Origin of the sequence: Streptococcus infantarius subsp. infantarius ATCC BAA-102 (genome assembly GCF_000154985.1) — a bacterium.
Classification (GTDB): Bacteria; Bacillota; Bacilli; order Lactobacillales; family Streptococcaceae; genus Streptococcus; species Streptococcus infantarius.
This window is the reverse complement of sequence record NZ_DS572682.1, coordinates 13,128-33,496: the sequence shown is the minus strand read 5'-3', so window position 1 is coordinate 33,496 and position 20,369 is coordinate 13,128. Positions and strand designations below refer to the sequence as shown.

24 protein-coding genes, 1 tRNA gene and 1 pseudogene are annotated in these 20,369 nt (G+C 38.1%); 8 read left to right on the top strand and 18 right to left on the bottom strand.

Annotated elements, in window-relative coordinates; genetic code table 11:
• Positions 1 to 14 precede the first annotated feature (14 nt).
• The 12 genes from nusA to STRINF_RS00805 all read right to left on the bottom strand — a co-directional run bounded on the left by nusA (position 15) and on the right by STRINF_RS00805 (position 8,259).
• Entirely contained in the window at positions 15 to 1,199 is a 1,185-nt protein-coding gene (gene nusA, locus STRINF_RS00850) for a transcription termination factor NusA (protein WP_043878260.1), read from the bottom strand.
• A gap of 90 nt (positions 1,200 to 1,289) precedes the next feature.
• On the bottom strand, positions 1,290 to 1,775 hold the full coding sequence (gene rimP, locus STRINF_RS00845) for a ribosome maturation factor RimP (protein WP_174221232.1): 486 nt from the start codon (positions 1,773 to 1,775) through the stop codon (positions 1,290 to 1,292).
• 252 nt (positions 1,776 to 2,027) lie between these two features.
• On the bottom strand, positions 2,028 to 2,261 hold the full coding sequence (locus tag STRINF_RS00840) for a hypothetical protein (protein WP_006531113.1): 234 nt from the start codon (positions 2,259 to 2,261) through the stop codon (positions 2,028 to 2,030).
• Complete coding sequence (locus tag STRINF_RS00835; RefSeq protein ID WP_043878259.1) at positions 2,261 to 2,620, bottom strand: hypothetical protein; 360 nt, start codon at positions 2,618 to 2,620, stop codon at positions 2,261 to 2,263. Before STRINF_RS00835 ends, STRINF_RS00840 begins: the two co-directional genes overlap by 1 nt.
• Before the next feature lie 83 nt (positions 2,621 to 2,703).
• Positions 2,704 to 3,360, bottom strand: a complete 657-nt coding sequence (locus tag STRINF_RS00830) for a PilZ domain-containing protein (protein WP_006531111.1) — start codon at positions 3,358 to 3,360, stop codon at positions 2,704 to 2,706.
• Positions 3,361 to 3,461: 101 nt separating this feature from the next.
• On the bottom strand, positions 3,462 to 3,623 hold the full coding sequence (locus STRINF_RS10405) for a hypothetical protein (protein WP_006531110.1): 162 nt from the start codon (positions 3,621 to 3,623) through the stop codon (positions 3,462 to 3,464).
• 5 nt (positions 3,624 to 3,628) lie between these two features.
• A complete protein-coding gene (locus STRINF_RS00825; RefSeq protein WP_231158954.1) occupies positions 3,629 to 4,588 on the bottom strand; it encodes a sensor domain-containing diguanylate cyclase in 960 nt (319 codons plus the stop codon).
• A 290-nt stretch (positions 4,589 to 4,878) separates the two neighbouring features.
• Positions 4,879 to 4,946 (bottom strand) — tRNA-OTHER (locus tag STRINF_RS10095).
• Positions 4,947 to 4,991: 45 nt separating this feature from the next.
• On the bottom strand, positions 4,992 to 5,630 hold the full coding sequence (gene trmB, locus STRINF_RS00820; RefSeq protein ID WP_006531108.1) for a tRNA (guanosine(46)-N7)-methyltransferase TrmB: 639 nt from the start codon (positions 5,628 to 5,630) through the stop codon (positions 4,992 to 4,994).
• Entirely contained in the window at positions 5,630 to 6,427 is a 798-nt protein-coding gene (gene ccrZ, locus STRINF_RS00815; RefSeq protein WP_014334332.1) for a cell cycle regulator CcrZ, read from the bottom strand. The genes trmB and ccrZ overlap by 1 nt, the downstream gene beginning before the upstream one ends.
• 69 nt (positions 6,428 to 6,496) lie before the next feature.
• A complete protein-coding gene (locus STRINF_RS00810; RefSeq protein ID WP_014334331.1) occupies positions 6,497 to 7,531 on the bottom strand; it encodes an ABC transporter permease in 1,035 nt (344 codons plus the stop codon).
• 2 nt (positions 7,532 to 7,533) lie between these two features.
• Positions 7,534 to 8,259, bottom strand: a complete 726-nt coding sequence (locus STRINF_RS00805; RefSeq protein ID WP_006531105.1) for an ABC transporter ATP-binding protein — start codon at positions 8,257 to 8,259, stop codon at positions 7,534 to 7,536.
• A 63-nt stretch (positions 8,260 to 8,322) separates the two neighbouring features.
• On the opposite strand from STRINF_RS00805, the gene STRINF_RS00800 reads away from it, so the two are divergent.
• Both STRINF_RS00800 and STRINF_RS00795 read left to right on the top strand, forming a co-directional pair.
• The gene (locus tag STRINF_RS00800) at positions 8,323 to 8,742 is read left to right on the top strand and encodes an HIT family protein (RefSeq protein WP_006531104.1); all 420 of its coding nucleotides are present in this window, start codon (positions 8,323 to 8,325) and stop codon (positions 8,740 to 8,742) included.
• The gene (locus STRINF_RS00795) at positions 8,739 to 9,044 is read left to right on the top strand and encodes a hypothetical protein (RefSeq protein WP_006531103.1); all 306 of its coding nucleotides are present in this window, start codon (positions 8,739 to 8,741) and stop codon (positions 9,042 to 9,044) included. The genes STRINF_RS00800 and STRINF_RS00795 overlap by 4 nt, the downstream gene beginning before the upstream one ends.
• Before the next feature lie 85 nt (positions 9,045 to 9,129).
• On the opposite strand, the gene lytR is transcribed toward STRINF_RS00795, so the two are convergent.
• From lytR to STRINF_RS00765, 6 genes are all read right to left on the bottom strand, one after another.
• Complete coding sequence (lytR, locus tag STRINF_RS00790) at positions 9,130 to 10,302, bottom strand: glycopolymer--peptidoglycan transferase LytR (RefSeq protein ID WP_006531102.1); 1,173 nt, start codon at positions 10,300 to 10,302, stop codon at positions 9,130 to 9,132.
• Positions 10,303 to 10,312: 10 nt separating this feature from the next.
• The gene (locus tag STRINF_RS00785; protein WP_006531101.1) at positions 10,313 to 10,825 is read right to left on the bottom strand and encodes a GNAT family N-acetyltransferase; all 513 of its coding nucleotides are present in this window, start codon (positions 10,823 to 10,825) and stop codon (positions 10,313 to 10,315) included.
• Entirely contained in the window at positions 10,818 to 11,261 is a 444-nt protein-coding gene (tsaE, locus tag STRINF_RS00780) for a tRNA (adenosine(37)-N6)-threonylcarbamoyltransferase complex ATPase subunit type 1 TsaE (RefSeq protein WP_006531100.1), read from the bottom strand. The genes STRINF_RS00785 and tsaE overlap by 8 nt, the downstream gene beginning before the upstream one ends.
• A 175-nt stretch (positions 11,262 to 11,436) precedes the next feature.
• Positions 11,437 to 12,858, bottom strand: a complete 1,422-nt coding sequence (locus tag STRINF_RS00775) for an NCS2 family permease (protein WP_006531099.1) — start codon at positions 12,856 to 12,858, stop codon at positions 11,437 to 11,439.
• Between the two features lie 104 nt (positions 12,859 to 12,962).
• On the bottom strand, positions 12,963 to 13,562 hold the full coding sequence (locus tag STRINF_RS00770; protein WP_006531098.1) for a DUF1361 domain-containing protein: 600 nt from the start codon (positions 13,560 to 13,562) through the stop codon (positions 12,963 to 12,965).
• A gap of 100 nt (positions 13,563 to 13,662) precedes the next feature.
• Positions 13,663 to 14,247, bottom strand: a complete 585-nt coding sequence (locus tag STRINF_RS00765; protein ID WP_043878265.1) for a membrane protein — start codon at positions 14,245 to 14,247, stop codon at positions 13,663 to 13,665.
• An 86-nt stretch (positions 14,248 to 14,333) separates the two neighbouring features.
• Here STRINF_RS00765 and STRINF_RS00760 point away from each other — a divergent pair, with 86 nt between their 5' ends.
• From STRINF_RS00760 to serS, 6 genes and pseudogenes are all read left to right on the top strand, one after another.
• On the top strand, positions 14,334 to 15,149 hold the full coding sequence (locus STRINF_RS00760; protein ID WP_006531096.1) for a Cof-type HAD-IIB family hydrolase: 816 nt from the start codon (positions 14,334 to 14,336) through the stop codon (positions 15,147 to 15,149).
• A 328-nt stretch (positions 15,150 to 15,477) separates the two neighbouring features.
• The gene (locus STRINF_RS00755; protein ID WP_006531094.1) at positions 15,478 to 16,470 is read left to right on the top strand and encodes a PTS sugar transporter subunit IIB; all 993 of its coding nucleotides are present in this window, start codon (positions 15,478 to 15,480) and stop codon (positions 16,468 to 16,470) included.
• Between the two features lie 103 nt (positions 16,471 to 16,573).
• On the top strand, positions 16,574 to 17,377 hold the full coding sequence (locus STRINF_RS00750; protein WP_014334328.1) for a PTS mannose/fructose/sorbose transporter subunit IIC: 804 nt from the start codon (positions 16,574 to 16,576) through the stop codon (positions 17,375 to 17,377).
• A 14-nt stretch (positions 17,378 to 17,391) separates the two neighbouring features.
• Entirely contained in the window at positions 17,392 to 18,303 is a 912-nt protein-coding gene (locus STRINF_RS00745; protein ID WP_006531092.1) for a PTS system mannose/fructose/sorbose family transporter subunit IID, read from the top strand.
• Between the two features lie 77 nt (positions 18,304 to 18,380).
• Positions 18,381 to 18,753: pseudogene (locus STRINF_RS00740) on the top strand (DUF956 family protein).
• A gap of 248 nt (positions 18,754 to 19,001) precedes the next feature.
• On the top strand, positions 19,002 to 20,279 hold the full coding sequence (gene serS, locus STRINF_RS00735) for a serine--tRNA ligase (RefSeq protein WP_006531089.1): 1,278 nt from the start codon (positions 19,002 to 19,004) through the stop codon (positions 20,277 to 20,279).
• Positions 20,280 to 20,369: the final 90 nt, after the last annotated feature.

Sequence of the window (20,369 nt, the reverse complement as noted above, 5' to 3'; positions counted from 1 at the left end):
CACCTCCATCTTTCTTATTCTGCGTCGTTTGCTAAAACTTCTGTATCAGCAGATTCAACAACTTCCTCAGCTGGTGCTTCTTGTGCTTCAGCTGCTTTAGCTTCACGTTCAGCTTCAAGAGCTTCGTATTCTGAAGCAGATTTAATGTCGATACGGTAGCCAGTCAAGTGTGCGGCCAAACGGACGTTTTGTCCACGACGACCGATAGCAAGTGATAATTTGTTGTCAGGAACAACAACAGTTGCACGTTTGCTATCTTCTTCGTCAAAAAGAACCATATCAACTTCAGCTGGTGCAATAGCGTTGTAGATGAATTCAGCTGGATCTTCAACCCATTGGATAACGTCAATGTTTTCTTCAACAGGAACTTCTACGCCAGCTTTAGCATCATAACGTTTTGGATGGAATTTGCTGATAACTTTCTTAATGTTGCTTCCACCACGACCAACGATTGTACCGATAGCATCAACATTTGGATTGTGGCTACGAACAGCAACTTTTGTACGATCTCCAGCCTCACGTGAAACGCTCATGATTTCAACAGTTCCGTCAAATACTTCAGGAATTTCTTGTTCCATGATACGTTTGATAAATTGAGGGTGGCTACGACTTACAAAGACGTTAACACCTTTTGGATTATTTTCAACTTTGTAAACGTAAACTTCGATACGGTCGTGTGATTTCCATGTTTCACCAGGAATTTGGTCTTGGTGTGACAATTGTGCTTCAAGAGAACCAAGGTTAACATAGATGAAACGTTGGTCGAAACGTTCAACAGTACCAGTCATGATTTCGCCTTCGTGTTGTTTGTACTCGTTGTAAGTCACTTCACGAATTTGACGACGCATTTTTTCCATGATTGTTTGTTTAGCTGATTGAGCAGCCACACGACCAAATTCAGCAACAGATTCTTCAAAGCGAATTTTGTCACCTAGTTCGTAAGCTGAGCTAATTTTCAATGCATCTGACAAGCTGATTTCTAGACGGCTATCAAAAACTTCTTCAACAACTTCACGAACTGTGTAGACTTTAAAGTCACCTTTTTTGTCGTCGAATTCAATAACACATGATTCAGATTGACCATAACGACGTTTATAAGCTGATTTCAAAGATTCTTTGACAGCGTCGATGATATCGTCTTTGTTAATGTGTTTTTCTTCTTCCAAAATACGGAAGGCTTCTAGCATTTCTTTGCTCATTTTTTTCATTGCCCTGCATGGCTAAGCAGGACGTAATCCTTTCGTTTATATCTAAGTAAAATCAGATTGTAGTTTGTTATAGTAGTTTGACTACAATTTCACTGCTAAACGCGCTTTTGCAACTGTTGAATATGGAATTTCAACGGTTTTCTTGCGTGTTTTGTCCAAATAATCAATAGTCAATGTTTCACCATCAAAAGCTACAAGGTCTCCTTGGAATACCTTAACTTTATCAATAGCTTTGTAAAGACTAACATTGACATAAGAACCTAAAGCTTTTTCAAGAGCTTCTTTAGTCTTCAATGGACGCTCCAAACCAGGGCTAGACACTTCCAACATGTATTGTTCTGGGAATGGGTCTGGTTTGATGGCATCAAGTAGAGGACTAATGATTTCAGTCAAATCAGCTGTATCATTTACGGTGATCCCTCCTGGTTTGTCAATCAAGATACTAAGGACATAGTCGCTGCCCATTTTTCCATACTCAACATCAACCAATTCAAACGGCTCTTTAATAGCTGGTGCAACCACTTCTGTAACGACATCAATGATTGTATTTGCGTTTGCGATAAGAATCGCCTCCTTTATCTTTCAAAATCAAAAATAGAAAGTTCACTACGCTCATTCACTTCTAAAAAGTGGATTTGTAGCGTCTCATCGTAGAACTTTTCTCTTAACCTCGTGTAATCACTAGCCTTTTGGGCTAAAATGAGATTTAAGCACCACAAGAGGCGAAGTCACAAACTCCGCCTCCTTCTACTTATTTTATATTATAGTAACATAATTCAAGGTCTTTGACAAGTCAAAAGCTTGATATAATAGGAAATATCATCCTTTTCCCGCAAGAATATCAGATATCTTGTAAACTCCTGGAGCATAGGTACATCCAAAAAGTTTCTTCGTCAAAGCATTGAAGGTGTAGTGGTCATCCAAAATAACAACTTCATCATAAGTTTTTAGCATGGCAATAAAATCTTTATCCGTAAAGGTGAAATCATCCCTTGCTTCAATATTTTCATTCCAAAGGTAATAACTTGTTGCGTTGTTACTGTAAGACTTCATCAATTCAAGAAATTCCTTATCTGCTTGGACAAAGTTTTCCCTGGCATCAACGTTAACATCCCAAATAAAAGCAGGTAAAAAATCATGCCAATAGAGATGTAATCCAACCTACGAATCTTAACCTTTTTCTTCCAAACCGACCACAAATAGTAAAGACTTAATAGACAGCCTATAGCAGATAAGACATAAACCGTCTCAAGCATCTCACCAACTAAACTACTAAGATGCAAGACCAAGGTAATAAATGAAAAAGTAAAGACCCAAGTCAAACGGCGATTCATCTTCAACCCATTGCGGAAAAAGGCGTCATACCCCATGGTGATAGCAAAGAATAAAAGTAATCCCAAAATCGTTATCATACTTTTTCCCTCCATTCATTTGCTAAAGCTTTAAAAGCAGGTAATTTTTCCAGAGTTGGAAGATTCACCACTTGGTACAGTGACTAATCTCTATCAATATCGTAAGAGACAAAGGCAAGCTTAAAGAACATGTCATGATAGATAAAGTCGACAATTGGCTTTCTTCGTGGGTTTTCTAGTTGCCCAGAAAAAGTCATATAATAATAATTCGTCTTTCTAAGTTGACGTCTTGTGCCGTTGTATTCAACATCCTCATTTAGACGCACTTTTGGTAAGGCAATTTGGTCGTATGCTGAAACTGGACGTTCATTACTTTGGAAACGTCGGTTAAAGTTTTTAAGCAAATCATCCCAAGTTGTCATCCAAGAATCCTTATGTGTTGGTAAATTGTGATTGATACGGTCGTAAATGTATTGATAAAATTCACGGATATCAGCTGGATTAACTTCCGTAAATTGCACACCGTAGCGCCAGCATTTTTCACCAACCACAACACGAACCACATGTCCTTTAGATCTCGCACGATAATCGCGTGATTGCAAGTGAAGCGTTATTTCCTTCGTTTTTGGCAAATAAAGTGGCAAGTTAGAACTAAAGGAAATACCTGTTTCTGAAATATCACAGACCCTCACTTGGTAAGAATCATTATCAACCTCGATAGTCATCGGTTCATCAACAGGGAAACGTTCACTGCCTCTATAATGAGGACGACCAATCGCACAGAAAATAGCAAATGTCAAATTAACAATGTGATAAAAGAGTCAGAAACTAATGATACTACCATAGAAAAGTTCCGAACCAAATTTACCATAGTTAAAGGTTACCAAACCATACATAGCTATCAGCCAAAGAACCGCATAAGGGATAGCATATAGATATAAGGTCCATGAAGAGTCGTTTCCTTAGGTTTATCTTCTCGTAAGCGAATATCTCTTAACAATTCTAGCATGCGTTGATCAGGTTCAAAGGCAGGAATAACAATAACAACATCTTGATAGATCATAAGCTTTATCCCTTCTGATTTTTATCACGATACATTCTCTCATTAGCACAAGCACAAAAATCAACAAATGTCTTATGGGCCTGATAAGAATCTGTATAAGAATCGAGCGAAGCCGTTACCGGCATATCTTTTACCATCATCTCAATCTTAACAAGATTGATCAAAAAATCTGCCTGTTGTTTCGTAACCCCCGGAAGTAAAACAGCAAATTCATCGCCACCTAGCCGTGCCACCACAGCATCTTCTGGCATAACCTTAGTTAATAACTCACCATATTCAATTAAAATCTGGTCCCCACGAGTATGACCATAAATGTCATTAGCCTCTTTAAATTTATTCAAATCAGACATGATAACCGTAATTTCTTCAGTCTTGTTAAGAACACATTCGTCAAAAGCAAGCTCAATGTAGCGACGATTATGAACTTGAGTTAAGACATCCTCATATGCCAATCTCTGCATTTCGAGTTCTTGTTTTCGTTGCTCCGTCACATCAACAACGATTGAAAAAGCTCCAATAATTTTCTTGCGACGATTATAAATCGGCGAAAACATATTTTGCCAATAAAGTGTCTTACCATCATATTCGATAGTATCTAAGGACGTAAAATTCTCACCTTTCAGTGCTCTATCGTCATTAGCTTTTAGCTCTGCTGATCTTTCAGCATCTAAATGCCGTAGCGGACAATCACCAATCTTTGGAGTGAATTTAAAGATTTCTTGCATGAGACGAATATCATTTCGATTGATAGCCATAAAACGATAATTCAAATCAAGAGCATACATATTGATATACTCAGAACTCTTAAGGATAAAGTAGGATAACATGTGACGTCTTCGATTGAGATAAGATGCCAATAAACTCACACCTAATATAATAATTGAAATGAGTAGTTCCACAGGATTCTTATGATTAATAACAATCTCATCATAAGCCAGCTTCAACATCAAATTAAATGCTACCAAAGCCCCAAGATAGGTCAACCAGCCTTAATACTTATATAATAATTCTTTGATTCTACCTAAAAGCATACAGCCTCACTATTCTAAGCAAGCTCTAAATCACTTGCTAATATCACCTAAATAACGTTTTCTAACAACATACCGCCATTAACTCTAGTAAGTTTTCCTTTTCATAATCTTATCCCCTTTTTCTTATTTAATCACTAAAACCATTAAAGAAGCAAAAAAACGCCCCAAATATTCAGATTTGTTTAAAAAATCAAAGGACGTCTCTTTTTCTATTCAATTGTGTAAGGAGAGGAAGGGACTTGAACCCTCGAAACCTAAAATTCATTTACGCTTCTCCACTAAGTACCTCTCCAACAGAAGATTAGCAGACTAACTTCTTTTTGCTAACATTAGCTGTTTACTGAAACTGTGCTTCCACACGATAAATGACTTGACCTTTTTTAGAAAATTTCTCTTCATATTCAGTCATGACATTTCCTTCAAAATCACTAGCATGTAAGTCTAACCAAACTTGTTTTAAAATCATGCCATATTGTGAGAAACTTGCCAAACTGTATTCGAACAAGCCACGGTTATCAGTTTTAAAGTGGATTTCACCGTCTTCAGGTAAGATTTGACGGTAAGTATCTAAGAATGTTTTATAAGTCAAACGACGTTTTTCGTGACGCTTCTTAGGCCATGGATCTGAGAAATTCAAATACATCAAATCAATTTCGCCATCCGCAAAATAATTTGTCAAATCAGAACCATCAACTAGCAACAACCGAACATTTGGTGCTTGACTATCTAAAACTTTATCCAAAGCGTAGCTAAGCACAGATACTTGAATGTCAATTCCGATATAGTTAATATCTGGATTTTGCAAAGCCATTCCTGTAATGAATGCTCCTTTTCCTGAACCAACTTCGATGTGGATTGGTTTATCATTACCAAAGACTTCACGCCAATGTCCTTTTGCTTCTTCTGGATTTAAGATAACATAGTGTGGGTTATTTTCTAAGTGCTCCTCAGCACCCTTACGTTTTCTAACTCGCATTATTTCTTTTTACTAACTAACTCCCTAAATTTTCGTAAGCCGTATATTTCTTGATTGACGTGTTCCATATCACGTTTGTCAAAACATTTCAAAATCTGTGATAGATATGAAAATTGTCCGTACCAAGCAACTTTACTGCGAACTTTTTCATTGTCTTTATAGCCATAATAATTCAACCACTCACCCCAACGTGTGTAAGGAATGTAGTGACTCAAAAGAAAGGCTACGTCGTACATTCGATCTGTCAAACGAACAGAATCCCAGTCAACAAGATAAATCATACCACTTGTTGTAATGACCCAGTTACTGTGCTTGATATCTCCATGTACAATGGTCGCAACTTCAGAACGAAATTCTGGTAAGCTACGTTTTAGTTCTTTTACAATACCTTGCAAATATGTATTTTCACGAATTTGCAACGGTGCATTTTTTTCCCAGTCAACCAACAAATCATATGGATTTTCAATCTTATAGTTTAACTGCAACAATTGGTTAACCAATGGTCGTGACTTGTGTAAACGCAAAAGAATATGGACAATCTGTTTACTACCCATATCCTCTTTAGTCAAAATTCTTCCATCAAGCCATTCCTGTGCACTCATTGTATCGCCATTACCAGTGCGACGCACCCACAACAATTGTGGCGCAATCTGCTCTTTAGCAAGAGCTGGTAAAATTGGTGTCGTGTTAAACTTGATAAAGATTTTTTCACCATTCGGATATTGACCAATAAAGGCTTTCCCACTTTTTCCTCGAAGTGGTGTCATTGTCAATTCCTGATCTGATACTATTGTCACCTGTCTGCCCTCCTTTTCTTTCTTATATAATACGATTCGTCACTTTTTATTTTACTTGTTTTACAGTTCCTAGTCAATCATCTTCGCAATTTTGTAAGGAAGATACCATTCTGTAACAATTACAGTAATTAAAATCAGAAGCCCTGCAGCCTTCAAAGAAAAGCATAATAACACATCAAGCAAGCAAATCATATAGGACAAAGTTCGTAGAAAAACCTTTAAATTCGCCATTTTCTGCGTTTCTGAAATGGGGTATAAGCGTGTTAAATATTGATACTCAAAATGTTGAGCAAGTCCTAACAACTGAAACAGTAAAAGATAATTAAAAGTCAAAGCAAGGCCAGCTGCTACCAGATGATTTGGAATAAATAATAAAACAAGAACACCTAACAAAACCAGACGCAAAGTCAAAGCCAGATAATCAGAACTACGAAGAAAGGCCCTGAGATAAAGGTTCGACCACGTTTTATCGTGACGTTTCTTAACCAAACCGAGTATCTTATCTAAGTAAACACGACGTTTGACACTTGCCGAAATTCCTTTAACCGTTGTAAAGAGGGCAAAGAATTTCAAAATAGATTGACGGCGCTTGGTTTCATAAGTAATGGCAGCTTCCCAAGAAAAATGCCCAGCTCTAAAAAAGACTTGTTCCTTTCTCGCCATAATCACCCACTTAATAGCAAGTAAAGCAAGTAAACAGACCACAAAAACAGGAACTGAGAAACCTAATTTAAAGAAAATAGGTGCTAGCAACAAGAAAACAGCTGTTTGTAGCACTGCCCAAACACCAAAAGAACGGACTCTTGCTTGGTGAATCCAAGCCACCACTTCTTCTTCCTTTGGCAAATAAAATAGCTTATCTGGTGCCTCAATATAAGTTGCAATTTTACCAAGACTAAGAAGAGCAAGCGTCACAATGACCAAAATGACATCAATCCACCAATGTTGCTTTGGAAAATGCTTTAATAACTCACCGTATTGGACCATCAAAAAACCTGATAAGAAAAGCAAGACCAAGACAAAATGATCATTTAAGACATAACGCAAGTATTTCAGACATTGCCCTAAAAAGAGGCTGCGTCGTTTTCGAAAAACTTCTTTCATTTCTATCCCTCTTTAGTTAAAGCCATGTAAATATCGTTCAAACTAGCATCTTCTTTTCCAAAAGCTTGACGCAATTCAGCTAGATTTCCCATTGCACGCACTTGACCATGATGCAAAATCACAAATCGATCACACATTTTTTCAGCAGCATCTAGCACGTGTGTTGACATCAAAATAGCTTTGCCTTTTGATTTTTCCTGCGCTAGCAAATCCGTCAAATCAGAAATCGCCAAAGGATCTAGTCCCAAAAATGGCTCATCAACGATAAACAAATGAGGATCAATCATAAAGGCGCAGACAATCATAACCTTTTGTTTCATCCCTTTTGAAAAATTAATCGGGAACCACTCAAGCTTATCAGACAAACGAAAAAGTTTTAATAATTCTTTCGCACGCGCCATTGCTTGATCAAAATCAAGATCATAAGCCATAGCAACCGTTTCTAAATGCTCACGTAAAGTTAGCTCTTCATACAAGCTTGGCATTTCAGGAATAAAGCCAATCTTTTTGCGATACTCTGCTTGGTTATCAGCCAAAGTCAAGCCGTCAAGCGTAATCTTTCCTTGATAAGGTGTCAAAAGTCCGATAACCTCATTAATCGTCGTTGATTTCCCAGCACCATTTAGCCCAATCAAGCCGACCAACTCACCGTCACCAACTTCAAAAGAAATATTTTTTAAAACAGGGATATTAATGTATCCACCTGTGACATTTTCAATTTTTAACATAATCTACCCACATTTTTTTGATATAATAATTATAACAAAATCAAAGGATTATAGGTGATTCAAATGGAAAATTGCATCTTTTGTAAAATTATCGCAGGTGACATTCCGTCATCAAAAGTTTATGAAGACGATAAAGTCTTAGCTTTCTTAGACATTTCACAAACCACTAAAGGACACACTCTTCTCATTCCAAAAGAACACGTTCGTAACGTCCTTGCTATGTCTGAAGAAACATCACAAGAACTCTTTGCGCACTTACCAAAAGTTGCGCGTGCTGTTCAAAAAGCGACTGGAGCTGTTGGCATGAACATTATCAACAATAACGAAGAAGTCGCTGGACAAACCGTTTTCCACGCTCATGTTCATCTCATTCCACGTTATGCTAACGACGACGAATTCTCACTTAACTTCACAGAACATGAACCAGATTTTGAAGCTCTTGGAAAATTAGCAGAGCAAATTGCTAAAGAGGTAGAAGCATGAAATTAAGCTCTTTTATCGCCTTAGGCCTAGCTGGATGCGCTGGATTTACAGCTTACCAAACTTACCAAAAACGCGAAGAGATTAAAGACGATATCGATGATGCTAACGATATCAGTGACAAAATTGCTGCAGATATTACCAAAATCAACCAAGCGATTGATAATATCAACCAACAATTACCAAAACTTGAAAGCATTAGCCAAGAATTGGACTACAAACGTCGCTTATTTGAACAAGAAAGCAAAAGCCGACTTGAACAAATCAAAATGACACTTTCAAAATACCAAGAATTAGAACAATAACAAAAAGTACTGGAAAATTCCAGTACTTTTTGTACGCCTCTCAAATCTAAAATGTAAAGCCGACCAAATAGTCGACTTTTTTATGTTAATATGCATAAGCACTTGCATCTTGTGAATAAGTATCGGTTGAGTAATCACTGTAGCCACTGTTGCTATAATCACTATAACCAGTGTCATAACCTGTGCTATAGCCACTATCATAACTGCTATAATCGCTACTGTAATCACTACTATAATAAGATGAAGTACCGTAAAGATTCTCAGAAAGAACTGCTGTCGTTTTTAATTCTGTGCTTTCTTCTAAACCAAGTTGTTTCTTAATACGGTTTTGCACCTCAAGCAAATGATCAGAACTTACGATTTCGTAAGAAATTTCATTAATCGTTTGTCCTTCACCCTCTAACTGATACGTTTCAATATTTTTTAGAGAATCCGCATAACCAAGAAGACTTGGAATGGTACGTGATGAAATTTCAACATTTGTTTGCATGTTCTTACTTACAGCAGATAGAATTTTCTTGTAAGATGACACGCTATCAAGAGCTAAAATTTTCTTAAGCACTTTTTGAATAACTTCACGTTGACGTTGTTGACGACCGTAGTCACCTTTTGGATCTTGGTGACGCATACGTGCGTATACCAAAGCTTGGTCACCATTAATTTTGTGAGTTCCAGGTTCGATTGATGACGTATACTCAGGCTCTGTTTCTTCAATTGAGATTGGGAAATCAAAATTATTTGTGACTGTGATACCACCTACGGCATCAACTAAGTCGACCAAACCTTGCATGTTGATTTGCATGTAGTAATCAATTTTAATATCTAGCAAATCTTGAATGGTCATAATAGCCATTTGAGCTCCGCCTGAAGCATAAGCAGCATTCAATTTAGCTTGAGCACCATTCATATTATTGTCTTCAGGTCCTGTTAATTCAATAAGAATATCACGTTCAAGACTTGTCATTGTTGTTGTCTTCGTCTTAGGGTTAACAGTTACCAAAATCATTGAGTCACTGTTACCTTCCCAAGTTGAATGACGTTCAGAATCCCCTGTATCAACCCCCATCAAGAGAATTGAGAAAGGTTTTGTCTGTTTAATAGCGTTGCTACTTGAACCAGACGTCTTGTAATCCTTAAACGTTTTTGAGAGCTCACTTGTCGAGAAATTGTAAGCACTTGTAATATAAACACCTAATGCAACAACTGTTGTCACAACGATTGCTGCTATCATAAGCAGAATTTTTTTTCCGAGTTTCATTTGTTTACTTTTAGTCTATCAACCTACTCATCAAGTAGACGTCAAGAAATTCTCCATCTTTAGTTTTTGCGCCACGTTCTTTAGTAGCTTCAATCTTAAAACCGAACTTTTCATAAAGGTGAACAGCTCTGCTATTTCTATCCTGAACCGTCAACTCCAAACGACGAATCACTGGCGTGTGGCAAGCCCAATCAAGAGCAACTTCCATAAGAAGCGAACCGAGACCATATCCCCAGTATTTTTCTTGCACAGCAATGAAAATATCGCCGATATGATTAGTTTGTGGTGAGCTAGTGCTGGATACATTTAAAACACCAGCCAACTCTTTACCAACTCTTACGACCAAGCAAATTTCATTAACAGACTCAAGATGTCGCTCCAAGAAAATCTCCATATCTTCTTGTGACAAAATCGTTTCTGCAACCACAAAATCTGTCTCTTGACTAACCTGACTAAGCAAGTCAACCAAGGCTTTGGCATCAGAGAGTTGGGCTTCTTCAACGATTACCTCTTGTTCAGCCACGTTCTATAGCCTCCGAAAGCTCCTTACTTCGTGGGCCATTAGATTGTAACTCAATGTCACGACCATCTCCTGAAGGAGTGATAATGATTTCTAAGTAATCGCCAAGCAAATCTTCTTCTAAAAGTTCACCCCATTCGATAACAGCAACACCATCACCATACAAGAAATCATCCAAATCAATAGAGTCTGGGTCATTTCCAATACGGTAAACATCTAAATGATAGAGTGGTAAACGCCCCTCGTATTCCCGAACAATTGTATAGGTTGGGCTCTTAATCATCTGATCGATATCAAGTCCCTTTGCGATTCCTTTGGTTAATGTCGTCTTACCGGCACCAAGATTTCCAGTTAAAACCAGAACATCTCCTACTTGTAATTTTCGACCGAGTCGATAACCATAAGCCATCAACTCATCTTCATTATGACTATAAAACATGAGTCCATTATATCAAAATTCTGCTTACCTTCCAAGTCTCGCCAGTTTTTTCATCGGTAGATTTTATCCAATAGGCTATTAAATTCACTAATGACAAGTTTTCTACCTCTTTCACCATACAAAAAAAGCCGAAGGTGAGAGAACATACCTTCAGCTTTTTGTCAAAAATTATATTTTATAAAATAGCCAAGCTAACGAAATTAAGAATGAATAAGAAGTCAAGAACCCACATAACAGCGTGAACTTCTTTTGCTTGACCTTTTACAATTTTAACTAATGTGTAAGTGATGAATCCAGCAGCGATACCGTAAGTAATGCTGTAGCTGAATCCCATAAAGATTGATGTGAAGAATGCTGGAACTGCTTCGCCAAGATCGTCCCATTTAACGTTTTTAAGATTTGAAAGCATCATAACACCAACGATAATAAGAATTGGAGCTGTTGCTTGTGTAGGAACGATTGAAACAAGTGGGCTAAAGAAGCTTGAGATAGCAAATAGTACGGCAACTGTAAGAGCAGTCAAACCAGTACGACCACCAGCACCAATACCTGCAGCAGATTCAACATAAGTTGTAACGTTTGAAGTACCTGCGATAGCACCCAATGTAGTACCAAGTAAGTCAGAATAAAGTGCACGATCAAGTGCTTTAGATTCTTTGCTTTCACCAGTTGAAGCAATAATACCAACTTTTTCACCAGTACCAACAAGTGTACCGATTGTATCAAAGATATCTGTCAATGAGAAAGCAAGAATTGCCATCAAGACACCTGGAATACGTGAAGCATCTGAGAATAATGAACCAAGGCCTTGACTACCAAGAGCTACACCAAAGATTTCTTTCAAATCATTGATTGAAGCAGACAAGTTAGTTGCAGCCCAGTTAACTGAACCAAGATCAACAACACCAATCAAAATACCAACAACTGTAGTTGCAGCAATTGAAAGGATAACACCACCACGAATTCCTTTAACGATAAAGAAGATTGAGATAGCAAGACCAATCAATGCAAGAATAACACCTGGGTTGTTAAAAGCGACCAATCCTGGTGTAGCTGATGCGTTAGCTGTAATTGAAGCAAGACCTTTATCAGCTCCAGTACCAGCTACCGTATAAGTACCAGCATCAATAGAGAATTTCAAGAAACCTGCATTTTTAATTCCGACATAAGCAAGGAAAATACCGATACCAGCTGAAATAGCTGATTTCAATGCTGCTGGGATTGATTCAATAATCAATTTACGAACTTTAGTTACTGTAATAACAAGTGAGATAAGTCCGCAGATGAAGACCATCGCAAGAGCTTCTTGCCAAGAGTAACCTAGTGAAAAGACAACTGTATATGTGAAGAAGGCGTTAAGCCCCATACCTGGTGCTTGTGCATATGGAAGATTAGCGTAGAAAGCCATCATCAATGTACCAACGACAGCACCAATAATTGTGGCAAGGAACACACCTTGGGCAGGCATTCCAGCTTGTGAAAGGATTGATGGGTTAACAAACAATATGTATGACATTGCAAAGAATGTTGTTAAACCAGCAGTTACTTCTGTACGAACATCTGTACCATGTTCTTTAAGTTTAAAAAACTTTTCCATTTTTAAATGGTTTCTCCTTTAATAAGGTTAATAATAGTCGCTTTTTCTTCTATTTCCGAACGACTTATATAGTCTACCAAAATATTGTTCAGTTTTCAATGACTTTATTTAAAATTTTCACGATCTAAAAAAATAAGACATAAAACCTGCAAAAAAGTGAAACCAAGCACGAAATGAATAGCATTCCAGCTAATTACATTCAAAATTTCATCAACAACAAGACCAGGTCTAGTGAAAATATCCCAAGAATTTAACCTTGCATAACGTCCAATATGAATCGCAAAACTCGAAACAAAAGATAGAATTAGGATAAAAAACATTCGGATATAATAATTTTTCAACTTAAAAGTCACCACAATGTTTTTCACACTTTCAATGCCACATAGAACCCCAAATAAAATACTAGACACGTACAACATGTACAGAATCAAGCTAGTTTTATTCCATAAAACCGAATCAGTAAAATTCATATGAACAATATCGGTTAGCATATAAAAGGTGTTCGGATAAAAAAGCAACCATAAGAGACCACTTGACCATCTCACCACTTTTTGCTTTGTACAGTAGGAAAGAAGTGAAAAATCAAGAGCTAGCAGCGCCAAAAACATGTTCCATACCAAATCTGGACCTCGCAAATGGTAGTAATAAATGCCAAACGAAATGATTCCAAAAAAGACATGAATCAATACATTCTTTTTAGCCATATTTTCTCCCCTTTCTTAAGGCTTATTATAGCAAAAAAGCCTTAAAATTACCCCTTAAAACAAGTAATGGAGACGAGAATAACTCGCCTCCATTTTTCTACTAATCATTATCAAGAACAACAAACATCATGACCTGAACGACCATCAACCCAAGAATAAAAGGCATGTTAATCGTCGATAAAGCTTTCGCCGCTTCTTCAAAGATATTTAAGTGTTGATTAATAATCACCTTCCATGTAATGCCTAATGTTCGGAGTACCTGAAAAAGTAAACTTGCAAAGAAAGCAACTCCCATCACAAAGAATACTTGAATATACTGATTTAATTTCAAAGGTTTTAAAATCATTCGCAAACTTAGTGTCCCTGCAACCAATGAAAATACTAGCACTGCCAAATAAATCATAAATGATGTCATCCCGTCAGCTGACCATAAAACAGATGTTGCCCATGACCTATCTGCCACACTGAACAAGACATTTAAATTATTCGGGTAGAAAAAACACCATAAGACAAATGCTGCCACTCGTAGAACAGTGTGTTTAAAATAAAAAAAGAAAAATCCCATTTCCACTGTTAACAATGAAAATAGCACATCATTCATCAACCCATTGCTATCTGCATGAAAGAAAGTAATGCTTAAAATAATCCCTAAAGCAAACACATGACTCCAAAAAATTTTATACATTAGCGTAACCTCATTTTTTATTAAAACCATTATATCATACCTACTTTGCTTTTTCTTTGCCACTCTTTTTTGTTATAATAACATCTATGACAAAGAAAAAAATGATTGCTCTTGATTTGGATGGTACACTGCTGCGCAGTGACAATACCATCTCAGATTATACTGTTGATACGATTAAAAAAATACAAGAAAAAGGTCACAAGGTCGTTATTGCGACAGGTCGCCCATACCGTATGGCTCTTGAGCACTACCGTCGCTTACAACTTGAGACACCCATGATTACCTTTAACGGTTCCTTGACACACCTTCCCGAAAAAAAATGGGACTTTGAACACAGCGTCACTATCGATAAACAATACCTGCTTGATGTCCTAGACATCAAAAAAAGTATCCAAGCAGACTTTATCGCTAGTGAATACCGTAAAAAATTCTTCATCAGTGCCGATAATCACGACATCATCAATCCACAACTTTTTGGTGTCGATAAAATCACCAATAAAATGACACTGGATGTAACAAAAATTACCGAAAATCCAAATGGTCTTTTGATGCAAACTCATCACGAAGACAAATATGCTCTTGCCGATGAAATGCGCAAATACTTCAACCACGAAATCGAAATTGATTCATGGGGAGGACCGCTTAATATCTTAGAATTCTCACCTAAGGGCATCAACAAAGCTTATGCTCTCAATTACTTACTAAAAACTCTAAATATGGGCCGAGAAGACTTGATTGCCTTTGGTGATGAACACAACGATACCGAAATGTTGACCTTCGCCGGTACAGGCTACGCCATGAAAAATGCTAGCAACGTACTCCTACCATTTGCTGACAAACAAACAGACTTCACCAACGAAGAAGACGGTGTTGCGAAAGAATTGGCGAAAATTTTTCTATAAATTTCTGAAAAACTTCTTTTTAGGAAGTTTTTTCTTTTTTTCATCGTTTTCAAAACATTTTCATGAATTTTACAATAATCATAGCGCATTATCCGAACGTTATTTTGTGTTTTATACAATTTAATCGCTTTATTTTGTGAGTTTCTGAAAATTTTTCATGATTTCTGTTATTTTTTCTCAAAAAGCTATTGCATTTTTTGTGAAAACGTTTTACAATAATATCGTTCTTAAAATTTCCTTGGAACGGAAAAGAATTGCCGGACTTGTCCGGAAGGAGATTATTCTTTTTTGTTTCAACGAAAAATAATAATAAGGAGGAAGAACAAGAATGGGTATCGGTATTATTATTGCCAGCCATGGTAAATTTGCTGAAGGTATTCATCAATCAGGTTCTATGATCTTTGGTGACCAAGAGAAAGTTCAAGTTGTAACTTTCATGCCAAGCGAAGGACCTGATGATTTATATGCACACTTCAACGATGCTATCGCACAATTTGATGCTGATGATGAAATCCTCGTACTAGCTGACCTTTGGAGTGGTTCTCCATTTAACCAAGCTAGTCGCGTAATGGGTGAAAATCCAGACCGCAAGATGGCTATCATTACAGGTCTTAATTTGCCAATGCTTATCCAAGCCTACACTGAGCGTATGATGGACGCAAATGCAGGTGTTGAACAAGTTGCCGCAAATATCATTAAAGAGTCTAAAGACGGTATTAAAGCACTTCCTGAAGAACTCAACCCAGCTGAAACAGCTGCTGCAGCGCCTGCCGCACAAGCTGATCCTCAAGGTGCTATCCCTGAAGGAACTGTCATCGGTGATGGTAAACTTAAAATCAACCTCGCTCGTATTGACACACGTCTTCTTCACGGACAAGTTGCAACAAACTGGACACCAGCTTCTAAAGCTGATCGTATCATCGTTGCATCAGACACTGTATCTAAAGATGAATTGCGTAAAGGCTTGATCAAACAAGCAGCACCAAACGGTGTTAAAGCAAACGTAGTTCCAATCAAGAAATTGATTGAAGTTTCTAAAGACCCTCGTTTTGGTAACACACACGCACTTATCTTGTTTGAAACACCTCAAGATGCTCTTGAAGCTATCGAAGGCGGTGTGCCAATTAAAGAACTTAACGTTGGTTCAATGGCTCACTCAACAGGTAAAACAATGGTTAACAACGTATTGTCAATGGACAAAGATGACGTTGCTACATTTGAAAAATTACGTGACCTTGGCGTAACATTCGATGTTCGTAAAGTCCCTAATGATTCTAAAAAAGACTTGTTTGATCTAATCAAAAAAGCAAACGTTCAATAATTTTTGAATCAAACTTTCCTGTTTTTATCCAAAACACGTAAGCCTTGGTTTCTGGCTTACAATTGCACATTGAAAACTTTTATAAACGAAAGGAACTAGAATAATGTCAGTTATTTCTATGATTTTAGTCGTTGTAGTTGCCTTCTTCGCTGGTCTTGAAGGTATCCTTGACGAATTCCAATTCCACCAACCACTAGTTGCCTGCACACTTATCGGTCTTGTTACTGGTAACCTTGAAGCAGGTATCATCCTTGGCGGTTCTCTACAAATGATCGCTCTTGGTTGGGCTAACATTGGTGCCGCTGTTGCGCCAGATGCTGCCCTTGCTTCTATAGCCGCTGCTATCATCATGGTTAAAGGTGGAGACTTCACTTCTAAAGGTATCGCCGTTGCAACAGCAACAGCTATCCCTCTTGCTGTTGCAGGTCTTTTCCTTACTATGCTTGTTCGTACTGCTTCTGTTGCCCTTGTTCACAGTGCTGATGCTGCTGCTAAAGAAGGTAACATCGCTGCAGTTGAACGTACTCACTTGGTAGCTCTATTCCTTCAAGGTCTTCGTATTGCTGTTCCTGCTGCTCTTCTTCTTGCAGTACCAACTTCAGCAGTACAATCTATCCTTAACGCTATGCCAGACTGGTTGTCAGGTGGTATGGCTGTCGGTGGTGGTATGGTTGTTGCCGTAGGTTACGCTATGGTTATCAACATGATGGCTACAAGCGAAGTATGGCCTTTCTTCGCAATCGGTTTTGCCGTTGCTGCTATCTCTGACCTTACTCTTATCGCCCTTGGTACAATTGGTGTTGCTCTTGCCTTCATCTACCTTAACCTTTCAGCGAAAGGTGGAAACGGTGGTGGAACTGTTTCAGGTTCTGGTGACCCAATCGGCGACATCTTGGAAGACTACTAGAAAGGGGTACAAACATGGCTGAAAAACTTCAATTATCAAAATCTGATCGTCAAAAAGTTTGGTGGCGTTCTACTTTCCTACAAGGTTCTTGGAACTACGAACGTATGCAAAACTTAGGTTGGGCATACGCTTTGATCCCTGCTATCAAAAAACTTTATACATCTAAAGAAGACCGAGCTGCTGCTCTTGAACGTCACTTGGAATTCTTCAACACTCACCCATACGTTGCTGCTCCAATCATCGGTGTAACTCTTGCACTTGAAGAAGAACGCGCAAATGGTGCTGAAATTGATGACACAGCTATCCAAGGGGTTAAAATTGGTATGATGGGACCTCTTGCTGGTGTTGGTGACCCAGTCTTCTGGTTTACAGTTCGTCCTATCCTTGGTGCTCTTGGTGCTTCACTTGCTATGGCAGGTAACATCGTTGGTCCACTTCTATTCTTCTTCGGATGGAACATCATCCGTATGGCATTCTTGTGGTACACTCAAGAACTTGGTTACAAAGCTGGTTCTGAAATCACTAAAGACCTTTCAGGTGGTATCATCCAAAAAATCACTAAAGGTGCTTCAATCCTTGGTATGTTCATCTTGGCTGTCTTGGTTGAACGTTGGGTATCAATTAGATTCACTGTTAATCTTCCTTCAACTAAACTGTCAGAAGGTGCTTACATCGAATTTCCTAAAGGAAACGTAACTGGTACTGAACTTCAAGGTATTCTTGGTAAAGTGGCTGATGGACTTAGCCTTTCACCAGAAAAAGCTAATACACTTCAAGGTCAATTGAACTCATTGATTCCTGGTTTGATGGGACTTGCCCTTACATTCCTTTGCATGTGGTTGCTTAAGAAAAAAGTTTCTCCAATCACAATCATCATCGGATTGTTCATCGTTGGTATCGCCGCTCGTTTCTTCGGAATCATGTAATAAAAGAAAGGAAGGATTTCGGTCCTTCTTTTTTTATTATGTTATAATAGAGTAAAAGCTAATTCAGAGGAGATTACATGGCACAATCACTTAACTCTACCGTGGAATTAACGACTACTGGTGTTTCTTATCTTGGCATGGGGGGAAAAGTAGGGAAATTCCTTCTCGGTAATAAAGGTCTTGAATTTTATAGCAACGCTAACGTCGAGGATTATATCCAAATTCCTTGGGAAAACATCGAAAAAATACGGCGCTAACGTTTCTCGTAACAAAGTCAGCCGTCACTTTGAAGTCTTTACAGATAAAGGAAAATTTCTTTTTGCCTCAAAAGACTCAGGAAAAATCTTAAAAGTGGCTCGCCAACATATTGGAAATGATAAAGTTGTTCGTATGCTTACACTTGTTCAAGTCCTTATGAAAAAACTAACAATATTTGTCAAAAAGAAATAAATCTAGTATAATAAATAGTACGGATAAGTAAGAGTGGAGCTCTTTCAGAAAGTCTGCGGTTGCTGTGAGCAGATAGAGCGACAGGTCTGAAATTCTACCGTTATATCAATTAAGAATAGAAATTAAGTGCACAGGATGTGAAGCTGGATGGAACCGCGCGATTGCGCTCCAGCAGTTAACATGCTGTGTTTTTTGTTCATCTGGGCACAGCTAACCCCTATGAGCACTAAAAAAACTGGAGGAAACTTATGTTAGACATCAAACGTATTCGTAACGATTTCGACGAAGTCGCTAAAAAATTGGCTACACGTGGCGTTGCTGCTGAAAAACTTGCTGAACTTAAAGAACTTGACGACAAACGTCGTGAATTGCTTGTTAAATCTGAATCAGCTAAAGCTGAACGTAACACTGCTTCTGCAGCTATCGCTCAAGCAAAACGCAACAAAGAAGACGCTTCTGAACAAATCGCTGCAATGCAAAAATTGTCAGCAGACATCAAAGCTACTGACGCTGAACTAGCTGAAATCGATGAAAAATTATCTGAATTCACAGCAACACTTCCAAACATCCCAGCTGCTGATGTTCCTGTCGGTGCTGACGAAGACGAAAACGTTGAAGTTCGTCGTTGGGGAACACCTCGTGAATTTGACTTTGATATCAAAGCTCACTGGGATCTTGGTGAAGATCTTGACATCCTTGACTGGGAACGTGGTGCAAAAGTTACTGGTTCTCGTTTCCTATTCTATAAAGGTCTTGGAGCTCGCCTAGAACGCGCTATCTACAACTTCATGTTGGATGAACACGCTAAAGAAGGCTACACAGAAGTTATTCCTCCATACATGGTAAACCATGACTCTATGTTTGGTACTGGTCAATATCCAAAATTCAAAGAAGACACATTTGAATTGGCTAATTCTGACTATGTTCTTATCCCAACTGCTGAAGTCCCACTTACAAACTACTACCGTGGTGAAATCCTTGATGGTAAAGAACTTCCAGTTTACTTCACAGCGATGAGCCCATCATTCCGTTCAGAAGCTGGTTCAGCTGGTCGTGACACACGTGGTTTGATTCGTCTTCACCAATTCCACAAAGTTGAAATGGTTAAATTCTCTAAACCAGAAACTTCATACGATGAATTGGAAAAAATGGTTGCTAACGCTGAAAACATTCTTCAAAAACTTGGTTTGCCATACCGCGTTATCACACTATGTACTGGAGACATGGGATTCTCAGCTGCTAAAACTTACGACCTAGAAGTTTGGATTCCAGCTCAAAACACTTACCGTGAAATCTCAAGCTGTTCAAATACTGAAGACTTCCAAGCACGTCGTGCACAAATCCGTTACCGTGACGAAGCTGATGGTAAAGTTAAACTTCTTCACACTCTTAACGGTTCAGGTCTTGCAGTTGGACGTACAGTTGCTGCTATCCTTGAAAACTACCAAAACGAAGATGGTTCTGTAACAATTCCAGAGGTACTTCGTCCGTACATGGGTGGAGCTGAAGTTATCTCACCTAAATAATAAACCTAAAACACCTACTAATCACTTGATTAGCAGGTGTTTTTGTATAAGAAAAAATCCCCTTTGAACCATCCTCAAAATCAAGAAAAT